We start from the raw sequence: 21,004 nt of genomic DNA, 5'->3' as shown, positions 1-21,004 counted from the left end.
AATAATGCCGGAGAACGCCTTGGCCGAAGAGCCGACTTCCGTTCGGATAATGAGCTGGACTCTGGCTGTCGTTTTCCTTTTCCCTTTTTCCTTGTCTGTCCTGACGGTCCAGCCCCGGGGCGCCGGCGGGTGTCGAAGCGTGGGGCGCCCCGGCATCCGCTCACCGTCACCCTGCGCCGGGCTGCACGACACTTGAGCAGGACACATCGGTGAACTGGCCGTTGGCGGTCTGCCTGTCGACGATCCGGCCGTCGACGCGAATGGAGCAGGAGACCGACCCGGCCTTCCCGCCCGCCGCCATCACCTGGGCCACGGCAGCCCCGGGTCCGGCCGTGATGACGACCTCCTTCTTCCACGGGAGCTTGGCGTTGTCCACGCTCTTGTCGTTGTTGACGCCGTCCGCCCGGTAAGTGATCAGTGCTGACGTCGAGCCGGGGCTCGTGACCTGGTAGATGACCGTGTGCCGTGTGGGCTGGAGAGCCTGCCGCGCGTGCTCCGCAGTGCTTGGATCTTCAAAGCCGCCGGAGGCCACGATGACGATGCCGCCGGCAGTGGCGAGCAGCAGGGCGCCCAGCGACCAGAGGAACCACCTGGTGCGGTAACCGTCTCGTGCGGGAGGCATAGGCATTCTCGCTTTCTGTCCTGTGGGGCCGGTTGGGCGCGGCCGAGTCCGGTGAATCGCGCAGGGCCGTGCTCGGCCCCGGGGTGCCGACGGCCCCTGCGTTCGCGCTGTCATGGTGGCATTCGGTCGGCTCCCTTGGCCAGGGTTCACGGAATTAATCCTGAATAAGGCTGGCGGCCCTGTGTGTGATCCCATCCGTAGCCGGTTCTGCTGGGCTCGGTGCGGTCCTTCCATGCTTCCCGGAGAACGTGACCCTGATGCCGCGGGCTTGGAAGGCAAATACCTGACACTTTCGCGTGATCACCGCGCCCGCCCTGACCTTTTGGAACGCCTCGCTTTCGCTCTTCGGTCGCTCGCCGAGGTGTCTGCCTTTTGTTTTCGTTGGCGTTGTAATTACGCCTCAATGTTCGTCTTCACGTGCCCCTGGAGCCCGAGTGAACCTCTATTAATCTTTGGTTAACAATGCAGAGATAAGTGGGACATAAAGGCTCAGTAAATGTTCGCTACACGCCGTGAAGGCGAAGTTCGAGTTGCCGCTGCGGGGTGGAATCGGATGCGATTCTCGGGTCTCGTCGGGTCGTTTCTCCACGCATTTCCAGTGGTGACTGTGAAGCCTTTGTGGTGGTGCCTGCCGATGCACTCAGCTCTAAGTGAGAGAAGGGTTAAGATGCGCATTCTCAATGTGCCACGCATGCGCTCGTCCAGGGGGTGGCGACAACGCCGGCCCTGGACGACGCGTGCCCTGGCGGGCGCCACGGCGCTCGCCTTGAGCGGGTTCGCCTTGGCCATGGCCGCTCCCGTGGCCTCCGCGGCGACGCACTCGGTCTCGATCAAGAATCTGCAGTACAACCCGGCCAGCATCAACGTAGCGGTCGGTGACTCCGTGGCCTGGTCGAATGACGACAGCGTCACCCACAGCGTGACCGGGGGACCGCTGAACTCACCCGACCTCGGTCCGGGGGCGAACTACTCCTTCACCTTCACGTCGGCTGGGACCTTCAACTACCACTGCAGGTTCCACCCGGACATGGCCGGCACTGTGGTCGTCGGCGGTTCGTCATCGCCCTCGCCGACGCCGACGCCGACCTCCACCGGCAGCTCCAGCCCGACGCCGACGCCGACTTCCCCGGGCACCAGCTCTCCGGCGCCCTCGGGCGGTACGGGCGGTGACGGTTCGGGCGGTGGCCCGGTCGGCGTCGGGCCCCTGCCCGTCTCCTTCCACCTCACCGACAACCAGAACGCGTGGTTCGACACGAACACCAACCTGTTCGGCGGTCGTGCCCTTGCGGTGGCCGAGATGCCGCGCGTACCGCTCAGCACCACCACGTCCAGCCTTCCGGGGCTGAACCTCGACGGCCTCCCCCTGATAGGTGAGGCGACCGGCGACGGCGGCCTGCTCGGTGGCGACGCCCTCGGTGCGCTCAACGGCGACCTGCCCGGCCTCGACGGGTTCGACTACACCGGCTCGGACGCACCGCTGATCGGCGACCTCGGGGTCGACCCGCTGAAGCTGCTGGGTCTGGACTCGACCAAGGACGCCATCAGCAAGGTCCTGCCCGATGGCGACCCCCGCGCCAAGAAGGCGGCCACGCTGCTCGACCAGCTGTCCGACGAGATGAAGGACAAGCCGGCGAACGCGCCGACCACGCTGGACGACCTGCCGGTCGGCGCCGAGCTGCTCCCGCTTCTGGCGGACATCCAGAAGTACGCCGAGACCAACGACGTCGAGCTCCCGGTGACGGCGAACTTCGACATCTCGGCTCCCGCCGCCGCCTCGGCGCACACCGTCACCGGCCTCATCTGGCCGGACGGAGCGAAGGGCTTCCCCTTCGACCAGGGCGGCGCCTTCGTCGGCAAGACCAGCGTCCAGCTGACCAAGCCGGGCCTGTACGCCTTCGCGTGCAAGGTGCACCCGTTCATGCTCGGTGCGACCGTCGTCGACGACCCCCTCACCCCGGGTCTGGACTTCGGCAAGAAGCTGCGCGTCAACAGCCGCTCGCTGAACGTGCCGTCCAACGCCGACATCATCGCCGAGCTGGTGCAGAAGTTCTTCAACATCACGGTTCCGGCCAACTGGCAGCGGTACAGCGACACCAAGGCCACGCAGTGGAACCCGTCCTACCCGCCGGCGCCGATCCTGATGAACACCAGCGACGGCAAGCAGGAGCTCGTCCCCAGCCTGGACGCGTACCTGAAGAACAAGTTCCACACGCCGAAGACCCTCCCCGCCGCGAACCAGAAGCCCAGCGTTCCGGGCGTCGGTGAGGTCTGGGTGGACACCCAGTTCGAGAAGTTCGAGGGCAAGTCCAAGCCGGGTGCGGCCACCAAGATCGACGCCTCCAACTGGACCGTCGAGCGCAAGGTCGCGCTGCCCCAGATCAACATGAACAACCCACACAACATGTGGACGGACCGCGACGAAAAGTACATCTACCAAACCGAGTGGTTCAACGACAAGCTGGACGTCTTCGACCGCAAGACCGGTGAGTTCGTCCGGCAGATCAAGGTCGGCCCCGACCCGTCCCACGTCATGACCAGGACGGACACTGATCAGCTGCATGTCGCCCTCAACGGCGGTGGCGCGGTCATGGAGCTGGCGCCGGGCGGCACTGGTGTCGACCGGCGTATTCCCGTCCAGGGCACGGGTGAGAAGATCGCCCACCCGCACGCCCACTGGATGAGCGGCGACGCCAAGCACATGGTCACGCCGAACGTGAACACCTACGACTCGACCGTCGTGGACATTCCGACCGGCGGCATCCGCAAGGAGAAGACCGGCGAGCTGCCGATCGCGACCGGCATGACGCCGGACGGCGCCAAGGCGTACGAGGCCAACTTCCTCGGTGGTTCCGTCTCGTGTATTTCCCTCAAGGAGGACGCGTGCGTCGACGGCGGCACGAAGACCCACTACAAGGAGATCGACCTGTGGGGCGACTACGACCCGGTCAAGGGTGCCACGGGTGACTTCGGTGGTCTGCCGATCCAGCTGCCGGTCGCCCCGGACGGCAGTGCCCTCCTGGTGGCGAACACCCTGACGTCGAACATCACGGTGATCGACCCCAAGACGGACAAGATCGTGAAGTACCTCCCTTGTGACGCCGGGTGCCACGGCATCAACTTCGGCGCCAAGAAGGGCGGAGGCTACTACGGCTACGTCTCGAGCAAGTTCTCGAACGCCATGTCCGTCGTCGACGTCGACCCGAACAACGACGGCAACATCTCGGACGCCAAGGTCGTCGGCCGGATGCTCCTGACCGGTGACGACAACACCAAGATGGACGACAAGATCACCGGCTATGCCGGCATGGGTGGTCAGGGTGTCCTCGCGGTCCCGCTGGTCTACAACGGCTGGGCTCAGCGCGTGCCCAGCAACGCGGTCAACGACCAGCTGACCTGCCGTCAGCGCAACCCGATCGACTACGAGAGCAAGTGCTCGTAGCGATCCACCACGGCCGGGGGGCCGCCCGCGGGCGGCCCCCCCGGTTCTCCTCACAGCCCTCATGAGCGCATGAGAAGGACACACTTCCATGGAATCTCCCGACCCCGCGTACCCTCCACCGGCCGGACCCCGCCGCACGTTCCGCCTCTCCCACGTCCTGGCGTCGAGCGCCGCGTTCTTCGCCGTCATCGGCCTGACCTCCTTCGCCCCCGTCCTCATGAAGCAGTTGGCTCCCGAGGCTCCGCACCGGCCGAACCCGTCCGCGGTCGGGGCGCCCGGCGAGGCCAAGGACCTCGGGGACGGCACCCAACTGGCGCCCTACGAGGTCGTCGACGGGGTCAAGGTCTTCAAACTCCACGCGGCGCCCGTCTCCTGGGAGACCGCGCCGGGCAAGGTCCGCGAGGCATACGCCTTCAACGGCATCGTCCCCGGCCCGGTGATCCGCGTGAACGAGGGCGACCCGGTCCGCATCGTCGTCGAGAACGATCTGCCCGAGCCGACATCCGTGCACTGGCACGGCATGGACCTGCCCAACAGTCAGGACGGCGTACCCGGCCTCACACAGCCCGAGATCGAGCCCGGCGAGAGCTACACCTACGAGTGGAAGGCGATCAGCCCGGGAACCCACTGGTACCACTCGCACATGCATGGCGAGCAGGAAGGCAAGGGACTCTACGGATCCCTGGAGGTCGTGCCGAGTACCGGCGACATCCGGGCCGACCGTGACTACCGCATCATGATCGGCGACGGCGCGCTGGGCTTCGTGTTCAACGGCAAGAGCTTCCCGGCGACCGAGCGCCTCAGCGCCCGTGTGGGCGAGAAGGTCCGTATCCGTCTGGTAGGCACCGGCCCGGAGATGATCCACCCGATCCACCTGCACAGCGGCCACTTCACGGTGGTGGCGCAGGACGGCCGGCCGCTGCCCGTCCCGCAGGAGATGGACACGCTGAACGTCGGCGTGGGACAGACCTACGACATCGTCTGGACACCCACCAGGACGGGCAAGTGGATGATCCACTGCCACATCTTCTCGCACTCGGAGACCCACGAGGGCATGGCGGGACTCGTCTCCATCTTCCAGGTCGACCCGGCGGTCGTCTCCGTACCGGACCTGCCCCTCATCGACTGAGCACAGCGGTCCGCCGTCCTCCCCCCTCCCCGCGTCCCCGTCCCCCTGCTGAAAGGAACCGATTCCCATGATTTCCCGCGCTCCCGGGCATCCGTCCGGCCGCCGCCTGTCGGCCGCGGCCGTCGCCGGAGCCGCCGCCGTTTTCCTCGCCGCGCCCGGTGCCTTCGCCCACGTCTCCGTCAATCCGGGGACGGCCGAGCCCGGCGGTTTCACCAAGGCCGCCTTCCGGGTGCCGAACGAGCGGGATGGCGACTCCACCGTGCGTGTGGAGATAGCCTTCCCGGCCGAGCACCCCCTGGGGCATGTGTCGGTCCAGCCCGTTCCCGGCTGGAAGGCGACGGTGAAGAAGGAGCGGCTGAAGCAGCCGATCGTGGACGGTGACCACGAGATTACCGAGGCGGTCACGTCCGTCCTGTGGGAGGGCGGCACGATCCGGCCAGGGGAGTTCCAGGAGTTCCCCCTGTCCCTGGGGCCGCTTCCCGAGGACGCCCCCGAGCTGGTCTTCAAGGCGGTGCAGACCTACTCGGACGGCGAGGTGGTGCGCTGGATCGACGTCCCGGAGAAGGGCGCGGCCGAGCCCGAGCACCCCGCACCGGTGCTCGCACTGAAGAGCACCGCACCGGTCGCGGCGGCGGCACCGGCCGCGGCCAGGAACCCGGACGAGCCGGACCGGGCGCCCGCCACCGACACGGTGTCGCGGCTGCTCGGCGGCAGCGGGCTGGCCGTCGGCCTCGCCGCCCTCGGCTGGGCGGCGGCCGGGCGGCGGCGGACCACCGCGAGGCCGTCCGCCCAGGCGGAGAGGCAGGAAGAGATCGCGGTCTGAGAGAGCCGGGGGCGCCGACGGCCCCGTTCCCCCAGGCCGTCGGCGTCCCCACCGCCTCCGACGAGAGAGATCACGATGCACCGAGCAACGCTCCACACGTCCGTGTACGCATGCGTCGCACTCCTGCTGGCAGCGCTGGCTGTGGTCGTCGGCTCCACCCCGGCCCGAGCCCACGCCTCCGTGGCGTCGACGGCACCGGCCGACCGGCAGGTGCTCGGCACCCCGCCGACACGGGTGTCACTGACGTTCACCGAACCCGTGAGCCTCGGCCTGACCCGAGTCGGCGTGATCGCGCCGGACGGCGACACCGTCGCGACGGGCCGGCCGGAGCATCCCGGGGGCAGGGCCGAGAAGGTCGCCGTCAGGCTGCGGACCCTGTCGGCCAAGGGCACCTACACCATCGTCTGGCACACGGTTTCGGCCGACTCCCATCCCGTGCAGGGCACGTTCTCCTTCAGCGTCGGCCGGCCGACGGACGGGAGCTCGCCCGCGTCCGCGGGCACGGAAGACGGCGCGGTGACCGCGGCCGTCGCCCTGCACGACGCGGCGCGATGGGTCTCCTTCGTGGGCTTCGCCGTTCTTGTGGGGACCGCCTTCTTCGTCGCGGCCTGCTGGCCCGCCGGGTTCCGGCGGCGCCCCGTCCACGGGCTGGTGTGGACCGGCTGGTCCGCCCTCATGGCGGCGACGGTGCTCTCGCTGCTCCTCTACGGGCCGTACGCGGCGGGCACCTCCCTGTTCTCCGCCCTGGACGGCTCCCTCATCGCCGCGACGCTGGGCAGCCGCATGGGCTTGATGCTCGTGCTGCGTGCCGTGCTGCTCGCTCTCGTCGCGGCCGGACTGGTCCTCGCCCCCCGGCGCGTGACCGCCGACAGTCCGGCCCCGGGCGACCGGGCGGAGCGAGCGTCCGGGGCGGGGCCCTCCTCCGGCCCCGGACGGCACGGCCGGAGGCGGAACACCGTCGCCGTGCTCGGCGTGGGCTGCGCGCTCGCCCTGACATGGAGCCTCGCGGGCCACAGCGCAGCGGGCCCACTGGCCGCGCTCGCCGTGCCGGCCGACGCGGTCCATCTCGTCGCCATGGCGGTCTGGACAGGCGGACTCGTCGTCCTGGGCACGGTGCTGCTGCGGTCGCGGGACGCCCCCGACACCCCGGTTCTGGAGCCCACCGTCACCCGGTTCTCGCGCGTCGCGGGGATATGCGTCGTCCTGCTCCTGACCACCGGTCTCTTCCAGGCATGGCGGCAGCTGGGCAGTGCGCAGGCACTGCCGGGCACGCTGTACGGACGCGTCCTGCTCGCCAAGTTGTGCCTGGTCGCGGTGCTCGTCGGGCTGGGCGCCGGGGGCCGTGCGTGGGTGCGGCGCCACTACGGCCCGGCACCGTTGGTGGCCCAGGGCCGGCGCAGGCCGGGTCGGCCGGGGCCGGACGGCGGCCAAATCCGGCGCTTCAAAAGGCTGGTGACGGCGGAGACACTGATCGCCGCCGTCCTGCTCGCGGTCTCGACCGTCCTGGCGAACACCGATCCGGCGACCGCCGGCGGCGGGACGTCGGCGCACCGGCAGGACCGGCGGCCCGCGGCGGGAGCGGCGCCCGCCGGACCCCGGACCGCCGTGCCGTTCAGTCGGGCGGTCGCCTTCGACAGCGAAGGGCGGAGCGGAAAGGGTGTGGTCGCCGTGGTGGTCAGCCCCGCGGCGAGAGGGGTGAACGAAGTCCACCTCGCGGTTTTCGACACCCGGGGAAGGCCGAGAGACGTGCCCGAGGTACGGGCGGAGTTCAGCCTGCGCAAGCCCTCGGTGGGGCCGATCCGCGTTCCCCTGACGTACGCGGAACCCGGCCACCACATCTCGAGCGCCTTCTCGCTGCCCCTGCCCGGGCGGTGGGAGCTGGCGCTGACCGTACGCACGTCCGACATCGACCAGGACGTCGTACGCATTCCGGTTGATATCCGGTGAAGGGCCGCCGCGCGGCGGCCCGGACGAAGGAGGATCGCGACATCCTGTCAAACATACGCGACGCTCGCAAACTGTCGGCCGACGGGCTTGAGGATCTGCGGCGGTGTGCCGTCGCGGCCGTGGAGTCGGGTGTGCCGCGCACGGAGGTCGCGCGGCTGTACGGGGTCTCCCGGCAGACCGTGGGGGCCTGGGTCCGGGCCTACCGGCTGGAGGGCTCCGACGCGCTGCGCCCGCGCAGACGCGGCCGAAGGCCGGGCGATCAGCTGGCGCTCTCGTCCGCACGGCAGCTCTGGATGCTCCGGACCATGACGACGACGACGCCCGACAAGGTGGGGCTGCGGGACGTGCTGTGGACCTGGCAGTCCCTCGCGGAGCTGGCCCACCGGGAGTTCGGCGTTGCACTGGCCACCACGACCATCCGCAACTACCTGACCCGGTGGGGATTCCGTCCGGCCGGATCGCAGCCGATCCGCATGCTCCCCCGCCGCGCCGCCGTGGCGCACGGGCTGCGCGCGACGACGGGGGCCATGAGGACGGGCGCCGGGACGGCCGAGGCGCAGAGGAGCCCGGCGACCGAGACGCTGTGGACCGATCATGCCCGCGTGCGCTGGTGCGTCTGCGGCCTCCCGGAGGACCCCGATTTCGGTGTGTTCCTGCACTCCGACGTCCTCTTCGCGGTCACGAGCCGCGGGGCCGTGCTCTTCACGCCGGCCCGGGACCCGTACGACGGCGCGGAGATACGGGAGTTCTACGCCCGCCTGCTCAGTCGGCGCTGCGGCCCGGTCGTCATCGTGCCCGGCTGGGAACCCACCCGCCGGACGGAGCTGCTGGACCTGTGGATCAGCACACACACCGAGAGGACGACCGTAGCACTGTGACGGGGAGGCCGCAGCTCTGGGCAGTGCCTGGACGGCTGCCGCGTTGCCGGCCGCCGTCTGCCGGCTGACGTCCCACTACTGATCGCACCGCACCGCCCCGGTCCTGCCGCTCGGATCGCAGTCCCGTAACCGTGACGCGATCAACGCCGCCCACTGTGCGGGACGCGCCGATCGGGCCGATGCGGGTGGCCCGGACCTGACCGACCACTGAAATCGGAGGTTGACAACCGGTGAGAATCAGGCACGAACAAGTATCCACGCGCAGTTGTCGTAGTGTCACGCTGGCCGACGCGCTGGGGAGCGCGGACGGCCCCGCACGATCGTCGACGGGAGGGGTTCTCGCAACGGCGGCGCGCTTCGGCAGGAGGCTGCGCAAGGGGACGGCAACCGCCGCCCTGACGGCGGCCGCGGTCGCGGCGCTGACCGCGTCCCAGGCCCCCGGCCTGACCGACAGCGGTCGGCAGCGCACGGACACTCCCGCGGCCGACACCGACACCGGCGCGACCGGCGACTCCCCTTACTACACGGATCTGCCGCCCCTCGACAGCCCCACCGAGACGCCCAGCGTGGGCGACGGTGACGGTGACGCCAACACCGGTGAGCCCGAAGCCGGCATACCCGTCACCGTCCTGCACGCGTACCAGAAGGCACAGGCCGCCCTTGCCGAGTCCAAGCCCGGCTGCGACCTCACCTGGCAACTGCTCGCGGCCATCGGCAAGGTGGAGTCCGGGCAGGCCCGCGGCGGACGCGTGGACGCGAACGGCACCACGCTGTCGCCCATCCTCGGGCCCGTCCTCAACGGCAACGGCTTCGCGAAGATCACCGACACCGACGGCGGCGCGTACGACGGCGACACGGTGCACGACCGCGCCGTAGGCCCCATGCAGTTCATCCCCTCGACCTGGGAGAGCTGGGGATCTGACGGCAACGGCGACGGCAAGAAGGACCCCAACAACATCTACGACGCGGCGCTCGCCGCCGGCCGCTACCTGTGCGCGGGCGACCGCGACCTGTCGGGCACCCCGCAGTTGCACGCGGCGATCCTCAGCTACAACCACTCGCAGGCCTACCTGAACACGGTCCTGAAGTGGCTCGGGTACTACCGCAAGGGCACCTACGCGGTCCCGGACGGCACGAGTGTCCTGCCGACCGGCCGCAGCGACGACAGCGACGGGCCGAACCCCAGCCCGTCACCGAGTACGCCCGGTACGTCCGAGCCGAGTACGCCGAATCCGGGCACCACGAAGCCGGACGGCAGCGGTTCTACGAGCCCCGGCCCGAATGATCCCGGCGCCGAACCCGGCTCGCCCGCGCCCAACCCCGCGCCCACCCGCACCGTGGCGCGCCTGGAAATCGCGAAACTCGAGGAGCTGACCGCGATGGCGGGCGACGCGTCCGGTGAGGGGATCGCCGTGTGGACCGAGACCTCGTCGGACACGGGCGGGCCGAAGGTCACGGTGCGGCTCACGATCGTCGGCGACACGGACACGACCCTCACCGGCGGAGAGAGCGTCCGGCAGTAGGCGTACCGAGGCTGCGACCTGGGTGCTGCCGGTCGAGCACCTGGCCGAGGTCCTGGCGTGGGCCGCGCGGTTGCCCGCCGTCACGCGGGCTGGTGTATCAAGCGCTCCACGCGGAGCCGGAGCCGCTTGGCGGAGCGTAGAGCAGTCGTCCGGGGGCCAACTCCGGGTATGGCGCCACCTTGAAATGCCACCCGTAAACTCCGGCCGCTGAGGGTACGGGGCAGGGCCGCACCAAGACCTCTCGCGCCGACCACAGCCGTGCAGGACTGGTGAGAGTGGTCGCGTCCATGGAACCTCCAGCGCTGGAAAGCACACTAGGCGCAGGCTACTTGGCGAGATGGACAGGAGACGTCCGCGCCAGTGACGCCGGCTACCCGGCTCCGCCAACGGGAGACACCAAGGGCCCTTGGCGGTGATGCCTGCCTTCACCGTTATTCGCCGCTGTTCCCGCTGTTCCTCGCTCGATTTGGTGCGGTTGTGGTGCAGGGCTGACTGGCTAAGCGGCACTAGTGGCACGCGAGTGGCACGGCGTCGAACAAAGCGAAGGGCCAGCCTGGGAGGAAACCCCTCCTGAGCTGGCCCTTTGTTCTGTGCCCCCGGCAGGATTCGAACCTGCGACACCCGCTTTAGGAGAGCGGTGCTCTATCCCCTGAGCTACGGAGGCGGGGGCTTGATGGAAACCGTGGAGGAAACCCCAGTGGGGTTCGCCATCCCGGCAAGTCAAACGCCCTGGTCAGCTCGCGCCCCCGCGCGGTGGGTGGGATGTCCGAGTGGACATTTTCTCCCGCACGTGCCGAGTAGCCGACCGACCGCGGACAGCCTAGCGGATCGTGCTCCGCGGATGCGCCCCCATAAGCCACAGCGGTTCCATGGAGGTTGCAGAAGGCCGCTGACCTGCGACGGGGCTGTTAGGGCGTGCGGCGGGCCGGTCCCACTGGCCGGCTGCTCGGCCCACCCGGGTGTCCGTTCTGTCCCAGCGGTTCGGCGTGCGGGCGCCAGCGCCCCTGCAATGGATCGGTGACGACGGTGTGCTCGCCGTCGGTGCGGACTACGACGTTGCAGGGCAGGAGGCCGATGGTGCGGTCGGCGTCCAGGGCCTGGCGGGCGAGCGGTGGGTTGCAGGGCCGAGGATCAGGTAGTTCTCCATGTCGTCGCCGGGCTTGGCCTTCAGGGTGAGGTGAGATCGATCTCGGTGAGGATGCCGAAGCCCTGTGCGGCGAGGGCCTCGCGGATGGCGGCGACGGTGGTGGCGAAGTCGGCATCGAGGTTGACGGTCCGGTCGTAGCGCATGGGGTCATCCCTTTCCGGGGTGCGTGGGCGGGCGGCGGGTAGCCGCCCTGTGTGAGCGGGTTCTCTACGCTCTCGAAAATACCCCCAGGGGTACCCGTGCTAGGCTCCAAATATACCCCCGGGGGTAAATCTCAGCCGAAAGGAGCAACCGCGTGTTCTTCATCGACGCCATCGAGACCGAGGGCCTCGGAAACCGCAGCTACCTGGCAGGCGGCGCGCACACCGCGGTGGCGGTGGACCCGCCCCGCGACGTCGACCGGGTTCTGGAGGCGGCCGCCGCGCGGGGGGTGCGGATATCGCACGTGGTGGAGACCCATATCCACAACGACTACGTCACCGGCGGCCTGGACCTGGCCCGCATTACCGGCGCCGCCTACCGCGTGCCCGCCGCCGCCCGGGTCGGCTTCGCCCGCACACCGGTCGCCGACGGTGACACGGTGAGCGTGGACGGGGGGATCACCCTGCGGGCGATGGCCACCCCCGGACACACCCCGCACCACACCTCCTACGTGCTGCAAGAGCAGGGGACGGTGGCCGCGGTGTTCACCGGCGGGTCGCTGCTGATCGGCTCGGTCGGCCGCCCTGACCTGGTCGAGCCGCGGCTGACCGACCAGCTGGCCCGCGCCCAGCACGCCTCCGCCCGCCGGCTCGCCGCCGAACTCCCCGACGAGACGCCGGTGCTGCCCACCCACGGGTTCGGGAGCTTCTGCTCCTCCTCCCAGTCCGAGGGCGACGCCACCACCATCGGCAAGGAGAAGACGACCAACGACGCCCTGGTCAAGGACGTCGACTCCTTCGTCGCCGCCCTGCTGGCCGGCCTGGAGGACGTGCCCGCCTACTACGCCCACATGGGCCCGGCCAACTCCGACGGCCCCGCGCCGGTGGACCTGACCGCACCCCCGCTGGCCGACGCCGCCGACATCGCCGAACGCCTGGCCGCCGGGGAGTGGGTGGTGGACCTGCGCAACCGGATCGCGTTTGCCGAGGGCCACGTCGCGGGATCGTTCAACTTCGAGGCGGAGGGGAAGATCGCCACCTACCTCGCCTGGATGATCCCCTGGGGCAAGCCCGTCACCCTCCTCGCCCAGTCAGCCGCCCAGCTCGCCGCCGCCCAGCGCGAACTGGTCCGCGTCGGCATCGACCGCCCAGCCGCCGCCGCCACTGGCACCGTCCGCGACTGGATACCCGACGGCCACACCCCGCGCTCCTTCCCCCGCGCCACCTTCGCCGACCTCGCCGCCCAGGACCCCAGCCCTGACGTGGTCCTCGATGTGCGCCGGGACTCCGAACGCGCCACGGGCTGGATCGAAGGCTCCGTGCACATCCCGATCCACCATCTCCACCGCCGCTTGGCCGACGTACCGGCCGGGACGGTGTGGGTGCACTGCGCGGGCGGGATGCGCGCGGGTATCGCCGCCTCCCTGCTGGACGCTGCGGGCCGCGACGTCGTCGCCGTCGACGACTCCTTCGACGCCGCAACCGACGCCGGCCTGCCCCTCACCACCTGCACCGGCAGCTGAACTGCTGCCCCCTTGCCCTCTGCCACCCGAGAATTGGAAGGAACGCGGATGTTCCTCTTCCGCCGCGGCATCGCCCGCGTCACCCCCGACCAGGCCCGTCGGCGCACCACCGACGGCGACGCCGTCCTCCTCGACGTCCGCGAGCAGGTCGAGTGGAACACCGGCCACGCCCCCGGCGCCGTCCACGTCCCGCTCTCCCGGCTGGTCACCGGCTCCGGCCTGCCCGCCACGGCCGAGGGCCGGCCGCTGGTGGTGATCTGCCGCTCCGGGCACCGCTCCCAGCAGGCCGCCAAACTCCTGGCCGGGCGCGGAGCCGAGGCCGTCGACGTCAAGGGCGGTATGCACGCCTGGGCGTCGTCCGGGCTGCCGGTCGTCGACGAACGAGGAAGCAGCGGCCGGATAGCGTGAGTGTCCTCCTCCTCGCCCTCATCGCCGGAGCCGTCATCGGCCTGGCCCTCGGGGCGCTCGGCGGCGGCGGCAGCGTCCTGGCCGTTCCCGCCCTGATCTACCTCCTCGGCTTCACCCCGGCCGCCGCCGCCACCGCCTCGCTGATCATCGTCACCGCCACCTCCGCGACCACCCTCTACACCCACGCCACCTCCGGCAACGTCCGCTGGAAGACCGGCGCGCTGTTCGCGGCCGCCGGGATGGTGCCCGCAATCGCCGCGGCCACCCTCGCCGCCCGCCTGCCCGAGGCGGTGCTGACCGCCGCGTTCGCCGCGATAGCGGCCCTCGCCGCCCTCAGGATGCTCAAGCCCCCCGACCCCGACCAGCAGCCCAGGCCCGTCAGACCGGCGCGGGCCGCCGGTGCGGGCGCCGGACTGGGCGCGGTCACCGGCTTCCTCGGCGTCGGCGGCGGCTTCCTCGCCGTCCCCGCCCTCGTCTCCGTCCTCGGACTGCGTATGCGCGCCGCGGTCGGCACCAGCCTCCTGGTTATCACCGTCAACTCCCTCGCCGCGCTCGCCGCTCGCGCCGGCACCAGCACGCCCCTGCACTGGGCGGTCATCGCCCCCTTCACCGGCGCCGCGATCCTCGGAGCCTGGGACGGCAAACGCCTCGCCTCCAAAGTCTCCGGCCAAGCCCTCCAGCGGATCTTCGCGATCGTGCTCCTGGCCGTCGCCGCCCTCATGCTCACCGACGCCGTCCACTGACCTTCCCGCCCGTGACCCGCAACGGCGCTCCGCCGCCACCCTCCCGCCAATACCCCCCGGGGTAACTTGGTGTCCATAACCGGGCACCGCCGACAACAAGGACGGAACACCGCCTCATGACCACCCCCCGCGCCCTCGACACCGACCAGGCCCGCACCCGCCTGCATGAACTGATCGTCCTGGACGTCCGCACCCCCGGCGAGTACGCCACCGGCCACCTCCCCGGCGCCCTCAACATCCCCCTCGACCACCTCGACCGGGCCCTCCCCGACATCCGCCACGCAGCCCAGCGCGGAGACATCCTCGTCGCCTGCGCCTCCGGCGCCCGCTCCGAGAACGCCTGCAAAACCCTTGCCGACAACGGCATCACCACCGCCACCCTCACCGGCGGCACCGGAGCCTGGGCAGCGGACGGCAATGCCCTCCACCACCCCGACGGCGCCCGGCGTACCGCGTGGAGCATGGAACGCCAGGTCCGCCTCACCGCCGGCGCCGTCGTCCTGGCCGGCCTCGCCCTCGGTCGCCTGCGCCCCGCCTTCCGCCTCGCCTCAGCGGGCACCGCCGGCGGCCTGGTCTTCTCCGCCCTCACCAACACTTGCGGCATGGCCGCCCTCCTCGCCAAACTTCCTCACAACCGCCCCCACCAGGGCGACCTCGCCGCCACCCTCGCCGCCCTCCGCAACCACTGACTCCGCCCGCCGGGATACCCCCTGGGGTACCATGGGGTGAGAACACAAGGCCAGGAGGCACCGGTGAAAGTCGACGACGACTCAGTCAACGCAGTCCTCAACCGCCTGCGCCGCGCCCAAGGCCAACTCGCCGGCGTCATCGCCATGATCGAAGCCGGCCGCGACTGCAAAGACGTCGTCACCCAGCTCGCCGCCGTATCCAAAGCCCTGGACCGCGCCGGCTTCAAAATCGTCGCCAGCGGCATGCGCCAGTGCATGACCAACGCCGACCAGAACCAGGCCCCCATGACCGAGGAAGAACTCGAAAAACTCTTCCTCGCCCTCGCCTGACGCACCACCCCGAACGACCCGGCCGCCACCACGAGCCGGGCCGTCCGCGTACCTGCACTTACCATGGCACTGCGGCGCATCCCCCATGAGGCTTCCCCGACGCGAGACCCACCAGCCAGACTCGATACCGTGCGCACGGTGACCAGGAAAACGAAGATGTACGCGGAAGACAGTGATGACCGTGGATTGTCGGCGTGGGCGTTCACCGCACTCATGCTGGGCGCCTTCGCCGTCGTAGCGGCGTGCGCACTGCTGGGTGGCTGGGTCGGGCTGACCGGCATCGTGGTCACTGCGGTCGTCCTCATCGGCTTCGCCGCCTCCCGTATGTAGCGCGCACAAGCGCCAACTGGAACCGAGGTTCCGGCAAGTCGCCGCTCGCAAAAGTCCTCTCGGAACCGACATGTTGTGCGACGGGGTTCTGTGAGACTTCAGCCATGGATTTGACGCCCGATCAGGTTGCACTGGCGGTAGAGCGTCACAACTGCCCGGACTGTGACGCGGCAGCGCCTGCCGCACCTGGGCGGGAAGACCGCCGCGACAAGCGCGGCTACCGGAAGGACGAGCCGCACGGCATGAAGAAGCGCGAGATCTCGCAGGTGCTGACCAAGGTCTTCCAGGGGCTCAGGGCAAACGGCGTGCGGCCCGCCGCTGTGGCCGGCGAGCTCGGCCTGACCGTGGACGAGATGAACAAGATGCTCTTCGGCCTGACCATCACCATGGTCGAGGGCGGCGGCGAGCAGACCGAGCGTGAACCACGGCGAGCGCTGTCCCTGGTGAACTGACGACGCCCGTCCTGCAGCCTTTCAGGCTCGACGAACACGACGGCTGGGCCCCTTACGGGCCGCAGCCGTCGTGTGGACATGGGCGGATCAGGTTCAGGCCAGCCCAGACACGGTCTGGGCGTTGCTCCGCCCTTCCAGGTGGATCTGGTGGCTCGTCGCGTTCTGGGCGAGGGAGAAGCCGAGGACGAACACCTTCTGCCGTTCCATCCCATAGGCGACCATGCGGCGGTTCCAGAGACTCTGGTCGAACTGGGCGTGTACGGACTCGGAGTCCGCGCGGTAGGGGTAGACGAGCTGGTGTGCGAGTGTGGACTGGGGGATCTGCTGGAGTAGTTCGGCGCGATGGAATCCGCGCTCACGGTCGCTCTTGGGGCGTTTGCCGCTGCCGGCTTGACGCAAAGCGCGATCCGCAGGGGTGGTAGTGATGCCGACGGGGACGCGGTGTGTGTGGTCTCCGTGACGGCAGGCGATGCGCAGGACGTGGTACCAGCGGCTCTTGGTGATACCGAGGCGGGGCTCCAGCTTGGTGATCGGGACTGGCGCAAGGATGCGGGTGCCGTCGTCGAGGGAGATGCTTTCGGCGATGCGTCCTTCGTTGCACCAGAGCTCGTGGCCGCTCCGGCAGAGCTTGATGTGTTCGTAGAACACGGGAGTCACCGAGCCGTGCTGCTTGTTGATGGCCAGCATTCCCCGGCGAGCCAGGGCGTCGCGGTGGATACCGCGCAAGGCGCCGTCGTAGACGACGCCCATACAGTCCGGCAGGACGTCCTTGAGCATGGTGAACTGGCGTTCGGCCACCGCTGCTTCGTCCTCGTACTCGCCGCCGGCGACGTAGGCGAAGGAGAGGATGAGGCGGGTCCAGTAGCCATCGGACCGGCCCGAGGCGAAGAACCACTTGGTGCCGCGGACCTCCCGTTTGGCCTTCTCGCCGTTCTCGTAGTAGACGCGGGCGGCGGGGTCCACGCGGGGGTTGCGGAGCACGCCCGTGCTCTCGTCGACGGTTGCACTCTTCCTTGCTTTCGAGATCGCCCGTGGGACGGTGGCGTCGCCCACGAGGAGCTGTCGGCGCTCCGGGCGGCTCCAGACCTTGGGAACGCCGGACGGGAAGAGCCCCTGTTCCAGTGCCTGTCTGGCGGCGTAGCTGCGGAATGCTTCTTCGAGTGCGTCGCTGCTCGGGACCAGCAGCTTGTCCACGGCGTCCTGGAACTGGTGGCGTGACGGTGCGTTCAGGCGGTTGGGCCTGCCCTGCTCGGGCAGCGGGTCACCGAAGATGTCGTCAGGCACGGGGCGGTACTCCGTCGGTGTAGGCGGGATCGCAGCGCCAGTCGAAGCCGATGATGGCGGCGGCGCGGTCGAGGGAGCGAAGGCCGATGCTGCGGGCCGCCTCCTCGATGCGGCCGGTCGCCTCGAATGCGGCGATGGCGGCGGTGGCGGTGATGGAGGCGGGTTTGACGTCGGGCTCATCGCCGAGCCCTGCGCGGCGAAGGAGGTCCCCGAGGGCGACGCAGGCGCGGGCTTGAAGGGCTGCGTCGGAAGTGGGACGGCTCGAGACTGCGAGGCGCGCCGTTGAGGGCTCGGGGTGCTGGGCGCTGACGTGCCGGGCGCGTTCGGCCAGTACGTGACGCCCCCAGGCATCCAGTCGGCACCACCGTGGCTCGTACTTGCTGGAGCCGTGTATCCACACCCTGCTGTAGGCCATGTCGAGGTCCGCGACGACGGTGTGGCCGATCTCGCCGCTGTGCCCGCCTGCGAGGGCCAGCGCGGCGGCTGCGGCATGCCGGGTGGGGCGGGTGGTGAAGGAGGCGTGGTGGCGCAGGTCCACGATTTCGTCCTCGGTCAGGGCGCGGACGCCCTCATGGGTACGAGCGGGGAGAACGATGTCCCCGGTCGGGTCCTGGTCGCTCAGGCCGAGCTCGCGCAAGGTGCGGAAGGCAGCCCGTACGACGCTGCGCCGCAGCAGCCGCGTGGCTACGGCGGCATCGGAGACGTGACCGTGGCGGCTGTGGCCCTTGGCGTTGACGAAGTCCTCGACCAGCCCGGGCCGGACGTCGCTGATCAACAGCGTGCCTCGCACGGTGGCGTACCGGCCGAGTCGCCGGAGCAGCAGGCCGAACTTGTCGAAGGTCTGGCCCGACATTTCGTCATGAGCGGCCATTTCCTGCCAGACCTGGAGTACACGGTCGATGCCGTGCGTGAGGGAGAGGTCAGTTCCCACGATGAGCGTCCTCCGATGGGCGGTACCGGGCAGACCGATTGCTCCGCCCCGATCCGGCACAGGGTGAGGCGAACGATCTAATGCGTTCCATACATGCAACACATTGAGCATGGTTGATCTCCGCGGCAACATGGAGTGTGCGAATGGGTGAGCGGGGGCGCGGCGAAGCCCGTCCGGGCTGCCGTCGACGGGGCGTAGCCCGCTTACTGGGTGCGCGGCGGGCTGTCGGGAGGGCTGTTGGCAGGCTCAGGCGCCGAGGCCAGAGCGGCGATGATCGTCCGGTAGCCGTCCATGACCGCGAGGAAGCGCTCGCGCGGAAGCGCCGTGATTGCCTCGCTGGAGCCCAGGAGCGGGGGAGCCGGGGCGCGGGCTGCCTCCCTCGCCAGTTCCATCTGCCCGTCTTCGCCCTTGCGGATGACCAGGGCGTACTCCAGCCAGTGCACCAGATGGAGCCCACGCTCGATCCGCTTGCTCAATCCACGGGCCAAGTGCTGGGCCAGCACGGCGGCTTCCTGTGGACCGTGCTCGAGCAGCCGGATGGCGGCCGTGGTGAACCACGTGGGCGACCACAGCTCGCCAAGGTGGAGCCGGGCCCGGGCTGAGTCCGCAGACCGCAGCTCCGCCAGCCGTTGGCCGGCGGGGGTGAGAGCGAACATCTGGCAGCCCGGCTCAAGGAGCCCGTTCTGCCTCAGAAAGCCGTGCGCTCCGGCGATGGTCTTCTCGCTGATTCCCATGGCCGCGCTCACTGCGCCGATAGGGGCGCCGTCCCGTTCCTTGTGCTGCAGGCGTGCGGTGACGTCCAGCAGTTCAAGCTGTCGGCGGGGCTCCATCGCCTCGGTCGGCAGGATCCTGGCACGGGTCGACCCGTTGGACGTCCCGCCGCTCATCGGTCCGCCCGCAGGAGAGTGCGGGAAGGGTCGTGAGCGAATGCTCGAAGCCGCACAGATTGGTGCATTCTTGCACAGAAAGTCATGATGGGCCCTCAGCTGACGTGTCATCGGCGCCGCCAGGGTCTAGCCCCCCTGGCGGCGCCTCTTCGTCCGCGTGATGAAGTGCGGCCGCTACGTATGCGCCTCCAATGGCACCAGTCGATAGGTCGCGCGGCCGAGGAGTGCAACCTGTCCGCGGTCGCACAACGTTCTGATCGTCGAGCGGACCGAATTGGGCGGTGTTTGAGGGCGGCCGCGCTGGACGTGAGCTCTGATCGAGGAGAGCTGGGTCGCCTTCCCGTCGGCAAGGGCTTCAAGAACGAGCGCCCTCACCGTGGGTGCAACTGCTGGGCCAGTGTCATGTGTCGAGCGGCCCGGACTGCTGGCCCGCGGTTTGGGCTGGTCCGGCTGTTCGGCTTCAGTCCCGCCTGTGGTGTCGCGGTCAGGCTGAGTGAGAAGTCGCTCGGCATCGGCGATGATCTCGCGCACCACCGCGAGCCGCTCCGCGGCCACTGTGTGCTCCTGTTCCGCGGCCGCGAGCTCCCGCTCGGCCTCGACGAGGCGCTGGCGCAGTTCGTTCACGTAATACGCAGCCTTGGTGCACGCCTCGTCGGCGGAGACCCACTTGTCTCGCTCGGTGGCCTCGATCTGGCGCAGATGGGTGACGAAGGGGTCCTCTGCATTGCTTGCCCTCGTGTGCACGCTTCGCCTCCCTCCTGAGTGATCCACGCACAAGCTAGCGATCCGAAGCTCGCACCGCAGGGGAATGGCGACACTCGAAGCACTTCTTCTCGCTCGCACCTGGTGACGTGTCAAATCACAATGGTCAAACCCCAGTTGAGGGCTCTGGGTTGGCGTTCCTCGGGGGTGCGTCAGTCGAAGGCTACTTCGCCCCAGAGCAGCCTAGGCAGGGCGTGCGGCCAATGCGCGCATCAGGGAAGCTGGCTCGCCTCGGGTGACCTCATCCGAGGGCGCCGAGCGCCTGCCGGATCCAGATGCGCCCGACCGGCTCCCCGGTCGGCCCTCCTGGCTGTCGTGTTGGTTCCCCGGGTGCTGTGTCGGGCCTCGCCCCCATCCATGACATCCGACGGGGCGCGATGGCCGCAAAACACCCGGGCGGTCGGCCCTGAAGCTCTATGCTGTTCCGTACTTGCAACACTCGATTGGAATCCCTGAAGGGATTCCCTACGGGGAAGGGTCGGGCCCATGGGTGCGTGGGATGATCTCGGCATGCCCCGGAGCAGCAATGACAAGCAGCCATGCGACTACGTCGCAGACGGCACTTGGCCCCATGCTGTCCTGGCTCCTGGTGCGCCGGTCAGCGCCTACTACGGCCAGTCCCTCTCCAGGAACCTGGAGCGAGCCATGGCGTCCACCGGGCATACGTTGCGTAGCCTTGCCGAGGCGACAGGCCTTACCCACTCGACGGTCAGCCGGGTTCTCAACGGCAAGGTCATGCCGGACCTGGGCACGCTGGCCCGCCTCGAGGCGGCTTTCGGCTTTCAGCTCTGGCCCGGGCCGGCGGCTCTGCCGCCGAGTCCGCCAAAGCCCTGAGTCGCTGCTTCGTCCGCTGTTCAGCCCGCCCGGCGTGCATCCTGAGCGCTGTGCCGCATTCTTTTTCTTATGGGCATGTATGCACCGAGCGCACGGCGTGAGGTCCACCTGCTGTGCTTCGACGGTCGCCAGAGGATCGGCCTCGTTCGGCACGCTCGGGACTCCTTGAGTCTTCCGACGGCC

At 69.5% G+C, this 21,004-nt stretch carries 19 protein-coding genes, 1 tRNA gene and 1 pseudogene; 14 read left to right on the top strand and 7 right to left on the bottom strand.

What is annotated here, in order from left to right:
- Window positions 1-166: 166 nt before the first annotated feature.
- Window positions 167-622, bottom strand: coding sequence for an MmpS family transport accessory protein (locus OG966_RS17520; protein ID WP_326650612.1), 456 nt, complete (start codon window positions 620-622; stop codon window positions 167-169).
- Between the two features lie 667 nt (window positions 623-1,289).
- Between OG966_RS17520 and OG966_RS17515 the strand changes: the two genes are divergently transcribed.
- From OG966_RS17515 to OG966_RS17490, 6 genes are all read left to right on the top strand, one after another.
- Window positions 1,290-4,061, top strand: coding sequence for a cupredoxin domain-containing protein (locus OG966_RS17515; protein ID WP_326650611.1), 2,772 nt, complete (start codon window positions 1,290-1,292; stop codon window positions 4,059-4,061).
- Window positions 4,062-4,149: 88 nt separating this feature from the next.
- On the top strand, window positions 4,150-5,190 hold the full coding sequence (locus OG966_RS17510; protein ID WP_326650610.1) for a multicopper oxidase family protein: 1,041 nt from the start codon (window positions 4,150-4,152) through the stop codon (window positions 5,188-5,190).
- A 67-nt stretch (window positions 5,191-5,257) separates the two neighbouring features.
- On the top strand, window positions 5,258-6,013 hold the full coding sequence (locus OG966_RS17505; RefSeq protein WP_326650608.1) for a YcnI family protein: 756 nt from the start codon (window positions 5,258-5,260) through the stop codon (window positions 6,011-6,013).
- 75 nt (window positions 6,014-6,088) lie between these two features.
- The gene (locus tag OG966_RS17500) at window positions 6,089-7,960 is read left to right on the top strand and encodes a copper resistance CopC/CopD family protein (RefSeq protein WP_326650607.1); all 1,872 of its coding nucleotides are present in this window, start codon (window positions 6,089-6,091) and stop codon (window positions 7,958-7,960) included.
- Entirely contained in the window at window positions 7,957-8,838 is an 882-nt protein-coding gene (locus tag OG966_RS17495) for a helix-turn-helix domain-containing protein (protein ID WP_442806718.1), read from the top strand. The genes OG966_RS17500 and OG966_RS17495 overlap by 4 nt, the downstream gene beginning before the upstream one ends.
- Before the next feature lie 230 nt (window positions 8,839-9,068).
- Window positions 9,069-10,361, top strand: a complete 1,293-nt coding sequence (locus tag OG966_RS17490) for a lytic transglycosylase domain-containing protein (protein ID WP_326650606.1) — start codon at window positions 9,069-9,071, stop codon at window positions 10,359-10,361.
- Window positions 10,362-10,952: 591 nt separating this feature from the next.
- On the opposite strand, the gene OG966_RS17485 is transcribed toward OG966_RS17490, so the two are convergent.
- Both OG966_RS17485 and OG966_RS17480 read right to left on the bottom strand, forming a co-directional pair.
- Window positions 10,953-11,025, bottom strand: a tRNA-Arg gene (locus tag OG966_RS17485).
- 355 nt (window positions 11,026-11,380) lie between these two features.
- Window positions 11,381-11,651: pseudogene (locus tag OG966_RS17480) on the bottom strand (DUF302 domain-containing protein); the annotation flags it as partial.
- A 152-nt stretch (window positions 11,652-11,803) separates the two neighbouring features.
- Between OG966_RS17480 and OG966_RS17475 the strand changes: the two are divergent.
- From OG966_RS17475 to OG966_RS17445, 7 genes are all read left to right on the top strand, one after another.
- Window positions 11,804-13,171, top strand: coding sequence for an MBL fold metallo-hydrolase (locus OG966_RS17475; RefSeq protein ID WP_326650605.1), 1,368 nt, complete (start codon window positions 11,804-11,806; stop codon window positions 13,169-13,171).
- Between the two features lie 48 nt (window positions 13,172-13,219).
- Window positions 13,220-13,579 (top strand): rhodanese-like domain-containing protein, encoded by a 360-nt coding sequence (locus tag OG966_RS17470; protein ID WP_326650604.1) that lies wholly within the window; start codon window positions 13,220-13,222, stop codon window positions 13,577-13,579.
- Window positions 13,576-14,322, top strand: a complete 747-nt coding sequence (locus OG966_RS17465; RefSeq protein WP_326650603.1) for a sulfite exporter TauE/SafE family protein — start codon at window positions 13,576-13,578, stop codon at window positions 14,320-14,322. Before OG966_RS17470 ends, OG966_RS17465 begins: the two co-directional genes overlap by 4 nt.
- A gap of 116 nt (window positions 14,323-14,438) precedes the next feature.
- Window positions 14,439-15,011 (top strand): rhodanese-like domain-containing protein, encoded by a 573-nt coding sequence (locus OG966_RS17460; RefSeq protein ID WP_326650602.1) that lies wholly within the window; start codon window positions 14,439-14,441, stop codon window positions 15,009-15,011.
- Between the two features lie 63 nt (window positions 15,012-15,074).
- Window positions 15,075-15,341 carry a metal-sensitive transcriptional regulator gene (locus OG966_RS17455; RefSeq protein WP_266475519.1) on the top strand — a complete coding sequence of 89 codons (267 nt, stop codon included), beginning with the start codon at window positions 15,075-15,077 and terminating at the stop codon, window positions 15,339-15,341.
- A gap of 138 nt (window positions 15,342-15,479) precedes the next feature.
- The gene (locus tag OG966_RS17450) at window positions 15,480-15,671 is read left to right on the top strand and encodes a hypothetical protein (protein WP_326650601.1); all 192 of its coding nucleotides are present in this window, start codon (window positions 15,480-15,482) and stop codon (window positions 15,669-15,671) included.
- Window positions 15,672-15,775: 104 nt separating this feature from the next.
- A complete protein-coding gene (locus OG966_RS17445; RefSeq protein ID WP_326650600.1) occupies window positions 15,776-16,123 on the top strand; it encodes a hypothetical protein in 348 nt (115 codons plus the stop codon).
- Window positions 16,124-16,216: 93 nt separating this feature from the next.
- Here OG966_RS17445 and OG966_RS17440 read toward each other — a convergent pair whose 3' ends face one another.
- The 4 genes from OG966_RS17440 to OG966_RS17425 all read right to left on the bottom strand — a co-directional run bounded on the left by OG966_RS17440 (window position 16,217) and on the right by OG966_RS17425 (window position 19,969).
- Window positions 16,217-17,407 carry a hypothetical protein gene (locus tag OG966_RS17440; RefSeq protein ID WP_326650599.1) on the bottom strand — a complete coding sequence of 397 codons (1,191 nt, stop codon included), beginning with the start codon at window positions 17,405-17,407 and terminating at the stop codon, window positions 16,217-16,219.
- Window positions 17,400-18,338: a hypothetical protein gene (locus tag OG966_RS17435; RefSeq protein ID WP_326650598.1), complete on the bottom strand. Its 939-nt coding sequence runs from the start codon at window positions 18,336-18,338 to the stop codon at window positions 17,400-17,402. Before OG966_RS17435 ends, OG966_RS17440 begins: the two co-directional genes overlap by 8 nt.
- A 203-nt stretch (window positions 18,339-18,541) precedes the next feature.
- The gene (locus OG966_RS17430) at window positions 18,542-19,225 is read right to left on the bottom strand and encodes a hypothetical protein (RefSeq protein WP_326650597.1); all 684 of its coding nucleotides are present in this window, start codon (window positions 19,223-19,225) and stop codon (window positions 18,542-18,544) included.
- Window positions 19,226-19,399: 174 nt separating this feature from the next.
- On the bottom strand, window positions 19,400-19,969 hold the full coding sequence (locus tag OG966_RS17425) for a hypothetical protein (RefSeq protein WP_326650596.1): 570 nt from the start codon (window positions 19,967-19,969) through the stop codon (window positions 19,400-19,402).
- 528 nt (window positions 19,970-20,497) lie between these two features.
- Between OG966_RS17425 and OG966_RS17420 the strand changes: the two genes are divergently transcribed.
- Window positions 20,498-20,821, top strand: coding sequence for a helix-turn-helix domain-containing protein (locus OG966_RS17420; RefSeq protein ID WP_326650595.1), 324 nt, complete (start codon window positions 20,498-20,500; stop codon window positions 20,819-20,821).
- Window positions 20,822-21,004: the final 183 nt, after the last annotated feature.

The organism is Streptomyces sp. NBC_01750, from assembly GCF_035918095.1.
GTDB lineage: Bacteria > Actinomycetota > Actinomycetes > Streptomycetales > Streptomycetaceae > Streptomyces.
Note: the sequence above shows the minus strand (reverse complement) of the source record. Positions and strands in the feature narration are given on the sequence as shown.